General features: G+C 63.0%; 14 protein-coding genes. 1 reads left to right on the top strand and 13 read right to left on the bottom strand.

The window, feature by feature from the left end; translation table 11 throughout:
• Positions 1-10 precede the first annotated feature (10 nt).
• From BEK68_RS03475 to BEK68_RS03445, 7 genes are all read right to left on the bottom strand, one after another.
• Positions 11-1,795 carry an acyl-CoA dehydrogenase gene (locus BEK68_RS03475; protein WP_012435148.1) on the bottom strand — a complete coding sequence of 595 codons (1,785 nt, stop codon included), beginning with the start codon at positions 1,793-1,795 and terminating at the stop codon, positions 11-13.
• A 168-nt stretch (positions 1,796-1,963) separates the two neighbouring features.
• Positions 1,964-2,899: an electron transfer flavoprotein subunit alpha/FixB family protein gene (locus BEK68_RS03470; RefSeq protein ID WP_012435147.1), complete on the bottom strand. Its 936-nt coding sequence runs from the start codon at positions 2,897-2,899 to the stop codon at positions 1,964-1,966.
• 51 nt (positions 2,900-2,950) lie between these two features.
• Complete coding sequence (locus BEK68_RS03465) at positions 2,951-3,700, bottom strand: electron transfer flavoprotein subunit beta/FixA family protein (RefSeq protein ID WP_004629169.1); 750 nt, start codon at positions 3,698-3,700, stop codon at positions 2,951-2,953.
• 190 nt (positions 3,701-3,890) lie between these two features.
• Positions 3,891-4,691 carry a MetQ/NlpA family ABC transporter substrate-binding protein gene (locus BEK68_RS03460; RefSeq protein ID WP_004629171.1) on the bottom strand — a complete coding sequence of 267 codons (801 nt, stop codon included), beginning with the start codon at positions 4,689-4,691 and terminating at the stop codon, positions 3,891-3,893.
• Between the two features lie 33 nt (positions 4,692-4,724).
• On the bottom strand, positions 4,725-5,378 hold the full coding sequence (locus tag BEK68_RS03455; protein ID WP_009238641.1) for a methionine ABC transporter permease: 654 nt from the start codon (positions 5,376-5,378) through the stop codon (positions 4,725-4,727).
• Positions 5,368-6,417: a methionine ABC transporter ATP-binding protein gene (locus tag BEK68_RS03450; protein WP_012435146.1), complete on the bottom strand. Its 1,050-nt coding sequence runs from the start codon at positions 6,415-6,417 to the stop codon at positions 5,368-5,370. The genes BEK68_RS03455 and BEK68_RS03450 overlap by 11 nt, the downstream gene beginning before the upstream one ends.
• Before the next feature lie 163 nt (positions 6,418-6,580).
• Positions 6,581-7,504 (bottom strand): histone deacetylase family protein, encoded by a 924-nt coding sequence (locus tag BEK68_RS03445; protein WP_012435145.1) that lies wholly within the window; start codon positions 7,502-7,504, stop codon positions 6,581-6,583.
• A gap of 131 nt (positions 7,505-7,635) precedes the next feature.
• Here BEK68_RS03445 and mltB point away from each other — a divergent pair, with 131 nt between their 5' ends.
• Positions 7,636-8,760 carry a lytic murein transglycosylase B gene (mltB, locus tag BEK68_RS03440; RefSeq protein WP_012435144.1) on the top strand — a complete coding sequence of 375 codons (1,125 nt, stop codon included), beginning with the start codon at positions 7,636-7,638 and terminating at the stop codon, positions 8,758-8,760.
• A 67-nt stretch (positions 8,761-8,827) separates the two neighbouring features.
• Here mltB and cysM read toward each other — a convergent pair whose 3' ends face one another.
• The 6 genes from cysM to lapB form a co-directional block, all read right to left on the bottom strand.
• The gene (gene cysM / locus BEK68_RS03435; RefSeq protein ID WP_012435143.1) at positions 8,828-9,730 is read right to left on the bottom strand and encodes a cysteine synthase CysM; all 903 of its coding nucleotides are present in this window, start codon (positions 9,728-9,730) and stop codon (positions 8,828-8,830) included.
• A gap of 112 nt (positions 9,731-9,842) precedes the next feature.
• Positions 9,843-10,166: a ComEA family DNA-binding protein gene (locus BEK68_RS03430; RefSeq protein ID WP_012435142.1), complete on the bottom strand. Its 324-nt coding sequence runs from the start codon at positions 10,164-10,166 to the stop codon at positions 9,843-9,845.
• Positions 10,167-10,303: 137 nt separating this feature from the next.
• The gene (gene rfaD / locus BEK68_RS03425; protein WP_012435141.1) at positions 10,304-11,299 is read right to left on the bottom strand and encodes an ADP-glyceromanno-heptose 6-epimerase; all 996 of its coding nucleotides are present in this window, start codon (positions 11,297-11,299) and stop codon (positions 10,304-10,306) included.
• A gap of 18 nt (positions 11,300-11,317) precedes the next feature.
• A complete protein-coding gene (gene rfaE1, locus BEK68_RS03420; protein WP_004629186.1) occupies positions 11,318-12,250 on the bottom strand; it encodes a D-glycero-beta-D-manno-heptose-7-phosphate kinase in 933 nt (310 codons plus the stop codon).
• 36 nt (positions 12,251-12,286) lie between these two features.
• On the bottom strand, positions 12,287-13,651 hold the full coding sequence (locus BEK68_RS03415) for a UDP-glucose dehydrogenase family protein (protein ID WP_004629188.1): 1,365 nt from the start codon (positions 13,649-13,651) through the stop codon (positions 12,287-12,289).
• Positions 13,652-13,717: 66 nt separating this feature from the next.
• The gene (gene lapB, locus BEK68_RS03410; protein WP_004629189.1) at positions 13,718-14,992 is read right to left on the bottom strand and encodes a lipopolysaccharide assembly protein LapB; all 1,275 of its coding nucleotides are present in this window, start codon (positions 14,990-14,992) and stop codon (positions 13,718-13,720) included.
• Positions 14,993-14,994 lie beyond the last annotated feature (2 nt).

Below are 14,994 nucleotides of genomic sequence, written 5' to 3'. Positions count from 1 at the left end.
CTGATGCCGCTCAGAACAGGACTTCCGGCACCGCACCGATCGTCTCGCCGCCCGTCAGCACACTCTGCGCAATACCAGGTGCCTGCGTGAGCAGCACATCGGCAAACACGCGTGCCGTGGCGATCTTCGCGCCGTAGAAGTTCGGGTCTTCGCTCTCGCGGTCGATCGCCACCAGCAGCGCACGCGCCATCTGCCAGCCCGACAGCACGATGCCGCACAGGCGCAGATACGGTACGCTGCCTGCGAAGACGGCGTTCGGCTGCGCCTTGGTCTGGGCGACCACAAAGCGCACCACCGATTCCAGCGCCTCGCGACCGGCTGCCAGACGCGCACGCATCGCATCGCAATGCGCACCGCCCTTCGCAGCGAGCGCCGCCTCCACCTTGGCGATTTCCGCGCAGATGCCCGAGGCTACCGCGCCCCCGTCACGCACCGTCTTGCGGCCGATCAGGTCGTTGGCCTGGATGGCCGTGGTGCCTTCGTAGATCGGCAGGATGCGCGCATCACGATAGAACTGCGCGGCGCCCGTCTCTTCGATAAAGCCCATGCCGCCGTGCACCTGCACGCCCAGGCTCGTCACGTCGATCGACATCTCGGTGCTCCAGCCCTTCACGATCGGCACCAGGAATTCGTACAGCGCCGCGTTCTGCTTGCGTGCTGCGTCATCGGCAGCGTGATGGCCGGCATCGCACGCTGCGGCAGCCACGTAGGCCAGCGCACGCGCGCCTTCGGTCATGGCGCGCATCGTCAGCAGCATGCGCTTCACATCCGGGTGGTGAATGATGGGCACAGCTTTGGCAGCAGAGCCATCCACCGGGCGGCTCTGCACGCGGTCACGCGCATAGGCCACGGCCTTTTGGTAAGCGCGCTCCGACACGCCAATGCCCTGCATGCCGACCGCATAACGCGCCGCGTTCATCATGATGAACATGTATTCCAGGCCGCGATTTTCTTCGCCGACCAGCGTCCCGATCGCGCCGCCGTTATCGCCAAATTGCAGCACGGCCGTCGGGCTCGCCTTGATGCCGAGCTTATGTTCGATCGATACGCAATGCGCATCGTTGCGCGCGCCCAGCGAGCCATCTTCATTGACCATGAACTTCGGCACCACAAACAGCGATATGCCCTTGACGCCTTCCGGCGCGCCCGGCGTACGCGCCAGCACGAGGTGGACGATGTTCTCGGCCATATCGTGCTCGCCCCAGGTGATGAAGATCTTTGTACCGAAGATCTTGAACGTGCCGTCGCCCACCGGCTCGGCGCGCGTGCGCACGAGTGCCAGGTCGGAGCCGGCCTGCGGCTCGGTCAGGTTCATCGTGCCCGTCCATTCGCCCGAGATGAGCTTGGGGACGAAAAGCTGCTTCTGTTCTTCGGTGCCGGCCGTCAGCAATGCCTCAATGGCGCCATCCGTCAGCAACGGGCACAGTGCGAACGACAGGTTGGCCGCGTTCAGCATTTCGATACACGCCGTGGCGATCAGCTTGGGCAGGCCCTGGCCGCCGTATTCCAGCGGATGCTGCACGCCCTGCCAGCCGCCTTGGCCGAACTGCGCGAACGCCTCCTTGAAACCTGCGGTGGCCGTGACGACGCCGTCCTTCCAACTGCTCGGGTTACGGTCGCCTTCCACATTCAGCGGCGCAACGACTTCGCCAGTAAAGCGGGCGCTTTCTTCCAGCACGGCCTGCGCCGTGTCGGCGGTGGCGTCTTCAAAGCCAGGCAGCTTCGCGACGTTGTCCAGGCCGGCCAACTCGTTCATCACGAACAGCATGTCCTTGACTGGGGCTTGATAGGTCATGTCTCTCTCCAACTCTGGTTAAGCGCGATCAGGACAGTGCCTCATCGAGTGCGTGACGCGCTCTCCTGATGGCGCTCGCGTATAAAAAAGCCGTTTCCAAACAGGTCGGAAACGGCTTTGCGTCGGGCATTGCAGCGCACGTCAAACCAAGCGCGCTGCGCGGTGCGATCAGCCCAGTGCGGCCACCAGCTCCGGCACGACGGCATTCAGGTCGCCCACGAGGCCGTAGTCCGCCACCTGGAAGATCGGCGCTTCCGGATCCTTGTTGATCGCGACGATCACCTTGGAATCCTTCATGCCGGCCAAGTGCTGGATTGCGCCCGAAATACCGACGGCGATGTACAGCTGCGGCGCGACGATCTTGCCGGTCTGGCCGACCTGGTAGTCGTTCGGCACGAAGCCGGCGTCCACTGCCGCGCGCGAAGCACCTAGCGCGGCGCCCAGCTTGTCGGCCAGCGGCGTCAGCACCTTGGTGTAGTTCTCGCCCGAGCCCACGCCACGGCCGCCCGACACGATGATCTTCGCGGCGGTCAGTTCCGGGCGGTCGCTCTTCGTCACTTCGCGCGAAACGAATTGCGAGATGCCGGTGTCAGCCACGGCGGTCAGGTTTTCGGTAGCAGCCGAACCACCGGTCGCGGCAGCCGGGTCGAATGCCGTGCCGCGCACGGTGATCACCTTCACCTTGTCGGCCGATTGCACGGTGGCAATTGCGTTGCCGGCGTAGATCGGGCGCTCGAAGGTGTCCGGGCCGTCGACCTTGGTGATGTCGGACAGCTGGGCCACGTCCAGCTTGGCGGCCACACGCGGCAGGATGTTCTTGCCGTAGGCGGTGGCGGGCGCCAGGATGTGGCTGTAGTTGCCGGCAATGGCCAGGGCCTGTTCGGCGACGTTCTCGGCCAGGCCATCGGCAAATTGGGGCGCGTCGGCCACCAGAACCTTGGCCACGCCGGCTATTTGCGCAGCGGCCTGTGCAGCGGCGCCGCAGCCAGCACCGGCCACCAACACGTGGACGTCACCGCCGCATTGGGCGGCTGCCGTCACGGTGTTCAGCGTCGCGGCCTTGATGGTTTGATTGTCGTGTTCAGCAATAACGAGTGAGGTCATCTTGATCTGCCTGTTCGGTGTGCTTGAAGTTGCTTGCAGTCAGGAGACCGCTTACAGCACCTTCGCTTCGGTCTTGAGCTTGGCGACCAGCGTGGCCACATCGGGCACCATCACGCCAGCGCTGCGCTTGGCGGGCTCGACCACCTTCAGCGTCTTCAGGCGCGGTGCAACGTCCACGCCCAGGTCTTCCGGCTTGACCGTGTCGAGTTGCTTCTTTTTCGCCTTCATGATGTTGGGCAGCGTCACGTAGCGCGGCTCGTTCAGGCGCAGGTCGGTGGTGACCACGGCCGGCAGCTTGACCGACAGGGTTTCCAGGCCACCGTCCACTTCACGCGTGACCGAAGCCTTGCCGTCGGCAATCTGCACCTTCGAGGCAAACGTCGCTTGCGGCAGCCCCGCCAGCGCAGCCAGCATTTGGCCGGTCTGATTGGCGTCGTCGTCAATCGCCTGCTTGCCGAGGATGATCAGCTGAGGCTGCTCCTTGTCGACCAGCGCCTTGAGCAGCTTGGCGACAGCCAGCGGCTGCAGCTCTTCGGCAGTCTCGACCAGGATGCCGCGATCGGCGCCGATGGCCATGGCGGTGCGCAGAGTTTCCTGGCACTGCGTCACGCCGCACGACACGGCAATCACTTCGGTAGCGACGCCCGCTTCCTTCAGGCGAACCGCCTCTTCCACGGCGATCTCGTCGAACGGGTTCATGCTCATCTTGACGTTGGCCAGATCGACACCGCTGCCGTCCGTCTTCACGCGAACCTTCACGTTGTAATCGATCACGCGCTTGACTGCGACCAGGACTTTCATGCGCTCACTCCACTAATTGATAAGACGATTTTGCAAAACGCCGGCCATTATAAGGGGGGCCGGTCGCTCGCGTAATTTTTCCGAACGGTCGTGCTATTTTAACCGCGAAAATTTGCCGGACGCCAGTCAAACGTCCGGCAATCTGTTTGGTAGAACCCTCTACCGGATCACCTACGGATCACAAAAGTGGCTACCAAGCCACAATCACCGCATCTTTGTACTTCGCCTTGACGAAGGACTTCACGGCGTCGGAATGATACGCCTTCACGAGCTTGGCGACCCAGGGTTGATCCTTGTCGGCGGCGCGGATGGCAATCACGTTGGCGTAAGGACCCTTCGGGCTTTCGATGGCGATGCCGTCCTTGGTCGGGTCCAGGTTGGCCTTTTCAGCGTAATTGCCGTTGATGGCGGCGGCATCCAGATCATCCAGCGAGCGCGGCAGTTGCGCGGCATCCAATTCGACGAACTTCAGCTTCTTCGGGTTATCAGCCACGTCGCGCGGCGAAGCCTTGAAACCGGCGTTCGGCTTGAGCTTGATCACGCCTTGCGATTGCAGCAGCAGCAGCGCGCGGCCTCCGTTGGTCGGATCGTTCGGCAGACCGAAACGCGCACCGTCCTTCAACTCCTTCAGCGACTTGATCTTCTTCGAGTAGATCCCCATCGGGAAGGTGATGGTCTGGCCGACGCTCACGAACTTGTAACCGCGCGTGGCAATCTGGTCGTCCAGATACGGCTGGTGCTGATAGCTGTTTGCATCCAGATCGCCGGCAGCCAGGGCGGCGTTCGGCTGGATGTAATCGTTGAACTCAACAATCTGCAGCTTCAAGCCGTCCTTCTCGGCGACCTTCTTTACTTCTTCCATGATCTCGGCGTGCGGCCCGGCGGTCACGCCAATCTTGATCGGCTTGCTCTGCGCCAGGGCGCTGCCTGCGACCAATGCCAATGCGGCACCAAGGCTCGCGGACCATTGCAGCAGTTGACGGCGATTCATTGTGTTTCCTCGTTCTGTCTGTCGATTGAATGATTAACGGTGGCTCAGGCGGCGCACGAGCCAATCGCCCGTCGATTGCACCGCCTGCACAAAGACGATCAGGATGACGACAACCGCCAGCATGATGTCCGATTCGTAACGTTGATAGCCATAGCGGATGCCCAGATCGCCCAAGCCGCCGCCGCCGATGGTGCCGGCCATGGCCGAGTAGCCGACAAGGCTGACGAAGGTGATCGTCAGGCCGGCGAGGATGCCCGGCATCGCTTCAGGCAGCAGCACCTTGTAGACGAGCTGACCGGTCGTCGCACCCATGGACTGCGCGGCTTCAATCAGGCCACGATCCACTTCGCGGAGCGCAGTCTCAACCAGACGTGCAACAAACGGAATCGCAGCAATCGTCAGCGGCACGATGGCCGCCGCGGTGCCAATGGACGAGCCCGCCAGCAGGCGGGTGAACGGAATCACGGCGACCAGCAGAATGATGAACGGCACCGAGCGCACGGCATTGACGACAAGGCCCGCCACGCGGTTGAACACCGGTGCCGACAGCACGCCACCCGTGGTCGTCAGATACAGCAGCACGCCCAGCGGCACGCCAAACAGCGCGCCAATGCCGCCTGACACGCCCACCATGGCCAGCGTTTCCCAGAAAGCCGGCAGGAACAGATCGGTCAGGTCAGACCACATGATTGATCTCCTCGACCACCACGCCTTGCTCGCGCAGGAAGTTCATCGCGTTGTTGATGTCAGCGGTTTCGCCCGACGCCAGGATAGCCAGCGAGCCGAACGCCTGGCCCTGAATCTCGTCGATGTGGCCATGGAGAATGTTGAAGTCGAGCCCATAGTTGCGGATCGCCTGCGCCAGCACCGGCTGGTCCACGCCTGCACCGGTAAAGGCCAAACGGAACAGGTGGTCACGGCCACCCTGCTCACGCGCGGTGAGGCGACTTTCCACGCGCGCCAGAACGGACGGCGGCAACTCCTGCGAGATCACCTCACCGATGAGCGCGCGCGTCACGTCATGCTTGGGTTGCAGGAACACATCGATGACGCGGCCGAGTTCGACCACACGGCCGGCGTCCAGCACCGCCACACGATCGCACACCTGCTTGATGACTTCCATCTGGTGCGTGATCAGCACGATGGTCAGACCGAGTTCGCGGTTGATCTTGCGCAGCAGGTCGAGAATCGAGCGCGTCGTCTCCGGATCCAGCGCGGAAGTCGCCTCATCGGAGAGCAGCACATCGGGCTGGCTCGCCAGCGCGCGGGCAATGCCAACGCGCTGCTTCTGGCCACCGGAAATCTGCGCGGGGTAGCGATCCTTGTGTGCGGACAGACCCACCAGTTCCAGCAGCGGCAACACGATCTCGCGGATGCGTTCGCGCGATGTGCCGGCCAGCTCCAGCGGCAGCGCCACGTTGTCGTACACGGTGCGCGACGACAGCAAATTGAAGTGCTGGAAGATCATGCCGATCTTGCGGCGCGCCTGGCGCAGCCCATCGGCATTCAGTGCGGTGAGCTCCTGCCCCGCCACGGTGACGGTGCCGGAGGTGGGCCGGTTCAGCAGATTGATGACGCGGACCAGCGTGCTTTTGCCCGCGCCGCTGCGGCCGATGATGCCGAAAATCTCGCCGCGGTTGATGGTCAGGTCGACGTCGCGCAGCGCGTGGACGTCATGGTCGCCCGCCCCCCGGAAGTGCTGCGATATCCCCTTGAGTTCGATCATGCGTACAGACAAAAACGGCAACCGCCCATTTAGGCCGTTGCCGTCTCTTTTTTGTTTGAATGAGGCGCTAGTGTAAGGCAGGCCCCACATGCGAGGAACGATTCTTTAACGATGTCTTTATTACTTTTTCGAATGACATCAATGAATCGTCATCGTTGATAGCCTAAAGCTCGGCAAGCGCCTTGACGTGCGCCACCACGCTGCGGCCAAGCGCACTGAGGTTGTAGCCGCCCTCAAGACAACTGACGATGCGGCCCTTGGCGTGCGTGCGCGCCACTTGCATGAGCTGCTGCGTGATCCAGGTGTAGTCTGCCTCGACCAAGCCCATCTGGCCCAGATCATCTTCGCGGTGCGCATCGAAGCCCGCAGAGATGAACAGCATCTCGGGCTGGAACGCCTCCAGGCGTGGCAGCCAGATGGTTTCCACCACCTCCCGCACGGTCAGGCCATTGGTGTACGCCGGTAACGGGATGTTCACCATGTTGGCCGCCACCGGCTCGGTGCCGGAATACGGATAGAACGGGTGCTGGAAGATGCTGCACATCAGCACGCGGGGCTCATCGCGGAAGGCCGCTTCGGTGCCGTTGCCATGGTGCACATCAAAGTCGACGATCGCCACGCGCTGCAGGCCGTGATGATCAAGCGCATGACGTGCGGCCACGGCCACGTTGTTGAAGAAGCAGAAGCCCATCGCACGGCCCGGCTCCGCATGATGGCCCGGTGGGCGCACGCTGCAGAAGGCGTTCTCCAGCTCGCCGGCGATGACCTTGTCGGTGGCGTCCACCGCGGCACCTGCGGCCAGCACCGCAGCCATATAGGTGTGCGGGTTCATCGAGGTGTCGGGATCAATCGGCATATAGCCGGCGATCGGCACACTGGCCACCAGTTCGCGCACGTATTCGGCGCGATGGACGCGGCACAGCTGCGCCTCGGTGGCGGGCGGCGCCTCGCAGGGAACGAGCAGGTCGTCGATGCGGCTGGCGATGAGCTGGTCTTCGATCGCGCGCAGGCGATCCGGACATTCGGGATGGTGCGGTCCCATCTCGTGCCGGAGGAATTCGGGATGCGTATAGAGGCCGGTCGCCATGTTGTTGTGATCCGGTGTGCTTCAGTGTCTCCAGCCGCTACGTTAGCACGGCTGTGCGACAACGCCGCGTGCCCTGGACGATCCAACAGACGCATCCGCTACAATGCCCCGATCCCGTATGAAGCCTCCCCATGAGCCAATCGCCTTCTTCCCGACGTCCCGTATTGCGCGCCCTGGTGGCTGGCGCAGCGCTCTCCGCGCTCTCTTTCCCGGCGCTCTCGCTGGCTGCCAAGAAGACCGCCAAATCGCCCAAGCGCCGCGTCGCGGTGCATGAAGAAGAGATCGACCCCGATCGTTATCGCAACAACCCGCAAACGCAGGCCTTCATCGGCATGCTGGTCGCGCAGTACAACTTTGACCGGACATCGCTCGAAACGCTGTTTGCGGGCACGGCCTATTCCGCCACGGTGGCCCGCCTGATCCTGCCGCCGGCCACGCCCGCGCGTCGCAGCTGGACGGCCTATCGCGGCCGCTTCATCGAGCCGATCCGCATCGGCGCCGGCGTGCGGTTCTGGCAGCAATACGGCGACACACTGCGCCGCGCCGAGAACGAATTCGGCGTGCCGGCCGATGTGATCGTGGGCATCCTGGGCGTGGAGACCATCTACGGCCGCGACATGGGCAACTTCCGCGTAATGGACGCGCTGTCCACGCTGGCCTTCGACTACCCCGACACGCCCAACCGCGAAGACCGCAGCACGATGTTCCGCAACCAGCTCAAGGACTTCCTGCTCTGGTGCCGTGACACGGGCACGGAGACGTTCTCGGTCCTGGGCTCGTACGCGGGCGCAGTCGGTATTCCGCAATTCATGCCGACCAGCATCCGCGAATACGCCATCGATTACGACCACGACGGCCACATCGACCTGCGCAACAGCGCGGTGGATGCCATCGGCAGCGTTGCCCGCTTCCTGCAGATGCACGGCTGGGAGCCAAACCGCCCGGTGATGTGGAACATTGCCGGCGATGCCGACAGCCAGGGCATTGCGGCCGCCGCCGCAGATGGCCAGCCGTATCCCGGCATGACGTTGTCCAGGCTCACACGCGCTGGTCTGGCATTGGCTCCGGGTGTGGATACCGCGCGCGAGCAAGAAACCGAAGTGCTGATGATCGATCTGCCCACGCCCGGCCAACCGACGGAATACCGCGTGGGGCTGCGCAACTTCTACGTGCTCACACGCTATAACCGCAGCTTCTTCTATGCCGCCGCGGTGTACGAGTTGGGCCAGGCCGTGCGGCAGGCGATGCAGGGTTGACCCGCCGTCCACACAAACAAAAAGCGCAGCCGAAGCTGCGCTTTTTTCATGGCGATGCGGCGAGCCGTCAGGCGGGGAAGACCCCCGTCGACAGGTAACGATCGCCCCGGTCGCACACCACGAAAGCGATCGTCGCGTTCTCGACCTCCTCGGCCACACGCAGCGCCACGCACAACGCACCGGCGGCAGAGATCCCGCAGAAGATGCCCTCTTCACGCGCCATTCGACGTGCCATGTGCTCGGCGTCGGACTGGCTGACCGCCTCGGTGCGGTCGATGTACTTCGGATCGTAGATCTTCGGCATGTACGCTTCGGGCCACTTCCGGATACCCGGAATGCGCGAGCCTTCTTCCGGCTGTGCGCCAACGATCTGGATGTCAGCGTTCTTCTCTTTCAGAAAGCGCGAGACACCGGTAATCGTGCCCGTCGTACCCATCGCCGAAACGAAATGCGTGATGCGGCCTTCGGTGTCGCGCCACAGTTCGGGGCCGGTGGTCTCGTAATGCGCAAGCGGGTTGTCCGGGTTGGCAAACTGATCGAGGATGACGCCCTTGCCTTCCTTTTCCATCGCGTCGGCCAGGTCGCGCGCGTATTCCATGCCGCCCTTGACGGGGGTGAGGATGATCTCAGCGCCGTAAGCGGCCATGCTCTGGCGGCGCTCCACCGACAGGTCTTCCGGCATGATCAGCACCATCTTGTAACCACGCACCGCAGCGGCCATGGCCAGGGCAATGCCGGTGTTGCCCGACGTGGATTCGATCAGCGTGTCGCCCGGCTTGATGCGGCCGCGCGCTTCGGCGTGCTTGATCATGGACAGCGCAGGGCGATCCTTGACCGAACCGGCCGGGTTGTTGCCTTCGAGTTTGCCGAGGATGACATTACCGCGGCGCGCGTTGCCTTCGCCGGGAATGCGCTGGAGCTGAACCAGCGGCGTGTTGCCGATGGTGTCTTCGATCGTGAGATAGGCCATGATGCGTGGGGGACGGGAATTTGACCATTGTAATGCAGCCCAAAGCCCTCCCTCGCACATGGCAAAACGCCTCGCTCAGAGCGAGGCGTTGTCGGCAGCATGACCGGCGCGCTTACTTCTTCTTCGCGTCCTTACCGTCCTTCTTGGCGGCGGCCGGTGCCGGCGCAGGCGCTGCTGCTCCGAACGTCAGCCCCTCGTTTTCCAGCTTGGCGAGCGTCTTGCCGCCAATGCCGGACACGCGAGCCTTGAAGTCGGCGGCGTCCTTGTACGGACCGTTCTTGGTGCGCTCCTCAATGATCGACTTGGAACGCTTGGGGCCGATGCCGGATAGCGTCTCTAGCGCAGCGTGATCTGCGGTATTCACGTCGACGGCGGCCCAAGAGACCGACAGCATCGACAGCGACATCAACGCAGCAGCCAACAGCTTCTTCAACATGTGCTTCTCCTTGGTGTTGGGATGAAAAAACCGCCACATGAGGTGGCGGTTTCGACACATCTTAAAGAGCGATCTGGCAACGCCGCAGCGAACGGACAAAAATTCACACGCTGTCTGATTGTTGGAGCGCTGGGCGATCAGACCGGTTGCTTCAACAGCCACTGGCAGTAGCGCTCCACACCTTCCTGCACCGTGAGGAACGGCGCCGTGTAGCCCGCCGCACGCAGGCGCGATTGATCAGCCTGGGTGAAGCACTGGTACTTGCCACGCAACGCATCGGGAAATTTCACGTACTCGATCAGGCCTTCCTGAGCCAGTTCCTCGGTAGAAAGCGCCGGCTTGCCTTCGGCTCCGCGCAACGTGTTCATCACCGTCGTGGCGATGTCGTTGAACGGCTGCGCGCGGCCCGTGCCGAGATTGAAGATGCCCGACTTGTCCGGATTGTCGAAGAAGAAGAGGTTGACCTTGACCACATCTTCCACCGACACGAAATCGCGCATCTGGCCGCCTTGCGGGTAGCCGTTGTACTCGCCGAACAGCTTGACGGTACCTTCCGAGCGGAACTGGTTGAAGTTGTGGAACGCCACCGACGCCATGCGGCCTTTGTGCTGCTCGCGCGGGCCGTAGACGTTGAAGTAGCGGAAGCCGACGATCTGCGACAGCGCGGTCAGCATGACACGGCGCACAACTTGGTCGAACAGCAGCTTGGAGTAGCCATACACGTTCAGCGGCCGCTCGAACTCGGGCTCTTCGCGGAACGTTTCCGACGCGCCGTACGTGGCTGCCGACGAGGCATAGAGGAACTGCACGCCTTGGTCCAGACACGCGCGCATCACCGCCAGCGAGTAACGGTAATTGTTGTCCATCATGTAGCGGCCATCGGTCTCCATGGTGTCGGAGCAGGCGCCTTCATGGAAGATCGCGCGAACCTTGCCGAACTCGCCGCGCGCAAAGCGTTCGACAAAATCGGTCTTGTCCAGGTAGTCGCTGATCTGGCAGTCGACGATGTTCTTGAACTTGTCGGCCCGCGTGAGGTTGTCGACGGCGATGATGTCGGTCTCGCCGCGCTCGTTTAGGCCCTTGACGATGTTGGCGCCGATAAAGCCGGCCGCGCCAGTGACGATGATGGTCATGATCCGTTGATCAGGTGATCAGTTGAAGAGTTCTGCGTGGGTGACGACAGCCGTGCCCAGCTTGCCGACCACGATGCCGCCTGCGCGATTCGCGTACTGCACGGCTTCCTTGATGTTGGCGCCTGCGCCCAGCAGCGTGGCCAGCGTAGCGATCACCGTATCGCCCGCGCCCGAGACGTCGAACACCTCTCGCGCCTGCGCTGACACGTGCAGCACCTCGTGCTCGGTGTAGAGCGTCATGCCTTCTTCGGAGCGTGTGAGCAGCAACGCTTCGAGCTGCAGCTCCCGGCGCAGATTCTGTGCCCGGATGGTCAGGTCCTGCTCCGACTTCCACGAGCCCACCACCTGGCGCATTTCAGCGCGATTGGGCGTGATCATGGTGGCGCCCCTGTAGCGCGAGTAGTCGTCGCCCTTCGGGTCGACCAGCACGCGGCGGCCTGCCTGGCGCGACGCCTCAATCATCTTGCCGACATGCGTGAGACCGCCCTTGCCGTAGTCCGACAGCACCACCACGTCGTGCTGCGGCACCAGCGTGGCGAAACGATCGAGCACCGACATCAGCACTTCGTGCGTGGGCGCGTTCTCGAAATCGACGCGAATCAATTGCTGCTGACGAGCCAGCACGCGCAGTTTGATCGTCGTGTTGACTGCCGGATCACGATGCAGGTGACCGGTGACGTGGCTTTCGCCGAGCAGCGTTTCGATGCTGCGGCCCGGCTCGTCGTCGCCGACCACACCGAGCATGGCTGCCTGCGCACCGAGCGCCGCCACGTTGCGCGCCACGTTGGCGGCACCGCCGAGACGTTCGTCCTGGCGCTTGATCTGCACGACCGGTACCGGCGCTTCGGGCGAAATCCGATCGACGTCTCCAAACCAGTAGCGGTCGAGCATCATGTCGCCGACCACGAGGATACGGGCGGCGTGGATCTGTTCGGAAGCGAGCGTGGTCATGAGTCTGGGCGTCGGCAGCGGCCGGTGGGTCGGTGATTACGATTGGGTGGAGCGCCCGATGGCCTGATATTCAAAGCCCGCATCGCGCATGGCTTGCGGCTCGAACAGATTGCGGCCGTCGAACACCATCGGCGTCTTCAACAGGGCCTTCACGGCGTTGAAGTCCGGGCTGCGGAACGCCTTCCACTCGGTCACGATGACCAGTGCGTCGGCATCCTTAAGCGCGTCCATCTGACCGGCGCAGAACGCCACGCGTTCCAGTTGTTCCGAAGAAAGATCAAGCCCCAGCGCATGGCGGGCCTCTTCCATCGCAACCGGGTCATACACCTGCACGCGCGCGCCACGCGCCAGCAGCGCAGCAATCAGGTTGCGGCTCGGTGCTTCGCGCATGTCGTCGGTGTTCGGCTTGAACGCCAGACCCCAGATGGCGAACGTGCGGCCGGTCAGGTCGGCACCCATGCGGTCTTCGATCTTGCCGACCAGCACTTCCTTCTGCTTGTCGTTGACGGCCTCAACGGCTTCCAGCACGTGCAGCGTCTGACCGTACTCCTGCGCCGTGCGCACCAGCGCCTGCACGTCCTTCGGGAAACACGACCCGCCGTAGCCGGTGCCGGCGTAGAGGAAGCTGTAGCCGATACGCGGGTCGGAACCGATGCCCAGGCGAACGAGTTCAATGTCCGCGCCCACCTTGTCGGCCAGATTGGCCATCTCGTTCATGAACGAGATGCGCGTGGCCAGCATCGAATTGGCGGCGTACTTGGTGAATTCGGCGGAGCGCACGTCCATGTAGAACGTGCGCTCATGGTTGCGATTGAACGGCGCGTAAAGCGTACGCATGATGGCCTTGGCACGCAGGCCATTGTTATCGCCATACGTGCCAAGCACGATGCGGTCCGGGCGCATGAAGTCGTCCACCGCGGCGCCTTCTTTCAGGAATTCGGGGTTCGACACGACCGAGAAGCCGATGTCAGACTTGCCGCGCGTAGCAAGCACTTCACCCACTGCAGCGCGCACCTTGTCGCCCGTTCCCACCGGCACCGTCGATTTGTCGACAATCACCTTGAAGCCCGTCATGTGCTGGGCGATGTTGCGGGCGGCCGCCAACACGTACTTCAGGTCGGCCGAGCCGTCTTCATCGGGCGGCGTGCCCACAGCGATGAACTGCACGTCGCCGTGCGCCACGCTGGCAGCCACGTCGGTCGAAAACTGGATGCGGCCGGCCGCGCGATTACGCTCGATCAACTCCTTCAGTCCCGGTTCGTAGATGGGCACGCCGCCGGCGTTGAGCAGGTCGATCTTCTTCTGGTCGACGTCGAGACAGAACACATCGTTGCCCAGCTCCGCCAGACATGCGCCGGTGACTAGTCCGACATAACCGCTACCGATGATGGTGATTTTCATACGAACACTTAAAGATTGAAAAAGCGCCAGCGCGGCCGTTGCACACACCTGCCGCGCCGGACTGAATTACATGCTGGCGCCGCCACTGCCGCCGAGCGTCTCGGTACGACGCGGAGCATACGTTTCCCAGCGGTTGCAGCCCGGGCACTGCCAATAGAACAGGCGCGCACGGAATCCGCACTCCTGGCAGGTATAGCGCGCCAGGTTGCGCGTACGGCTTTGCAGCAGATCGCGAATCGCGCCGAGATCCTGCGCGCGCTGGATGTCAGCATTGCTGCCCGCCTCAACCGGATCCGCCAACGCACTCTCGGCTACGTCGGCCGTCGCAGGTGCTTCATGGCCGACCGCCTCGGACGCGCGCGTCGCCTCGGCTTCCACCAGCCGCGTCAGCGCCACCAACGAGGGCTGACGGCGGATCTGGTCGCGCATCAGCGCCACGGCATCGTCGATACCGTGCACGTCCAGTTCGTATTTGTAGACTGTATCGAGCAGTTCGGGGCCCAGCCGTGCGTCCATCTTGGAGCGCAACCAGGCGAGCCCCTCTGCGGCACGACCAAGCTGCGTGTACGCCTTCATCAGCCGTTCGGCCACCAAGGGCAAGAACGCAGTGTTTTGCTGTTCGATGCTACGCCAACGCTTGATGGCGCCTTCAACATCGCCCTGCCCTTGCGACACATCGCCCAACTGAATGGTGGCTCGCACATTCTTGGGATTCTCCTGAAGGGCACGTTCCAACCATTCGATGGCGGTCGGCACGTCCTTGCGCTGCAGCGCTTCCTGCGCGACCTCGCAGCAGAACTGCGCGATTTGCACGGCGTAATCCTTGCCTTGCAGCTTCTGCAATTCACGCGCAGCTTCAATGGCTTTGCGCCACTCTTTCTCGACTTCGTACAACTCCAGCAGCACGCGCTTGGCTGGCTCGGCAAATGTGCCTTCCATCAGCATGCGCAGGGATTCCTCGGCGCGATCCAGCAAGCCCGCGCGCAGGAAATCCTGCCCCAGTTCAAACAACGCGTGATCGCGCTCATTGGGGGGCAGATCGGGGCGATTGACGAGATTTTGGTGAACGCGAATGGCGCGTTCGGTTTCGCCGCGCCGACGAAACAGGCTGCCGAGCGCAAAGTGCAACTCGGTAGTCTCCGGGTCCAGCCGCGCAACTTCAATGAAAGCGTCGATGGCCTTGTCCGGCTGCTCGTTGAGCAGGAAATTCAGGCCCTTGAAATACGAGCGCGGCAGCGACGATTGTTCGGTGCGCAACTGGCGGGCATCGAGTCGGGCAGCCGCCCAGCCCAAGCCAAACACCAGCGGGATGGCCAACAGCCACCAGAGATCAAAATCCATGC

The sequence above is a fragment of the Ralstonia pickettii genome (assembly GCF_001699815.1).
Taxonomy (GTDB): domain Bacteria; phylum Pseudomonadota; class Gammaproteobacteria; order Burkholderiales; family Burkholderiaceae; genus Ralstonia; species Ralstonia thomasii.
The sequence above is the reverse complement of the archived record's forward strand: the minus strand, read 5'-3'. Positions and strand labels throughout refer to the sequence as shown.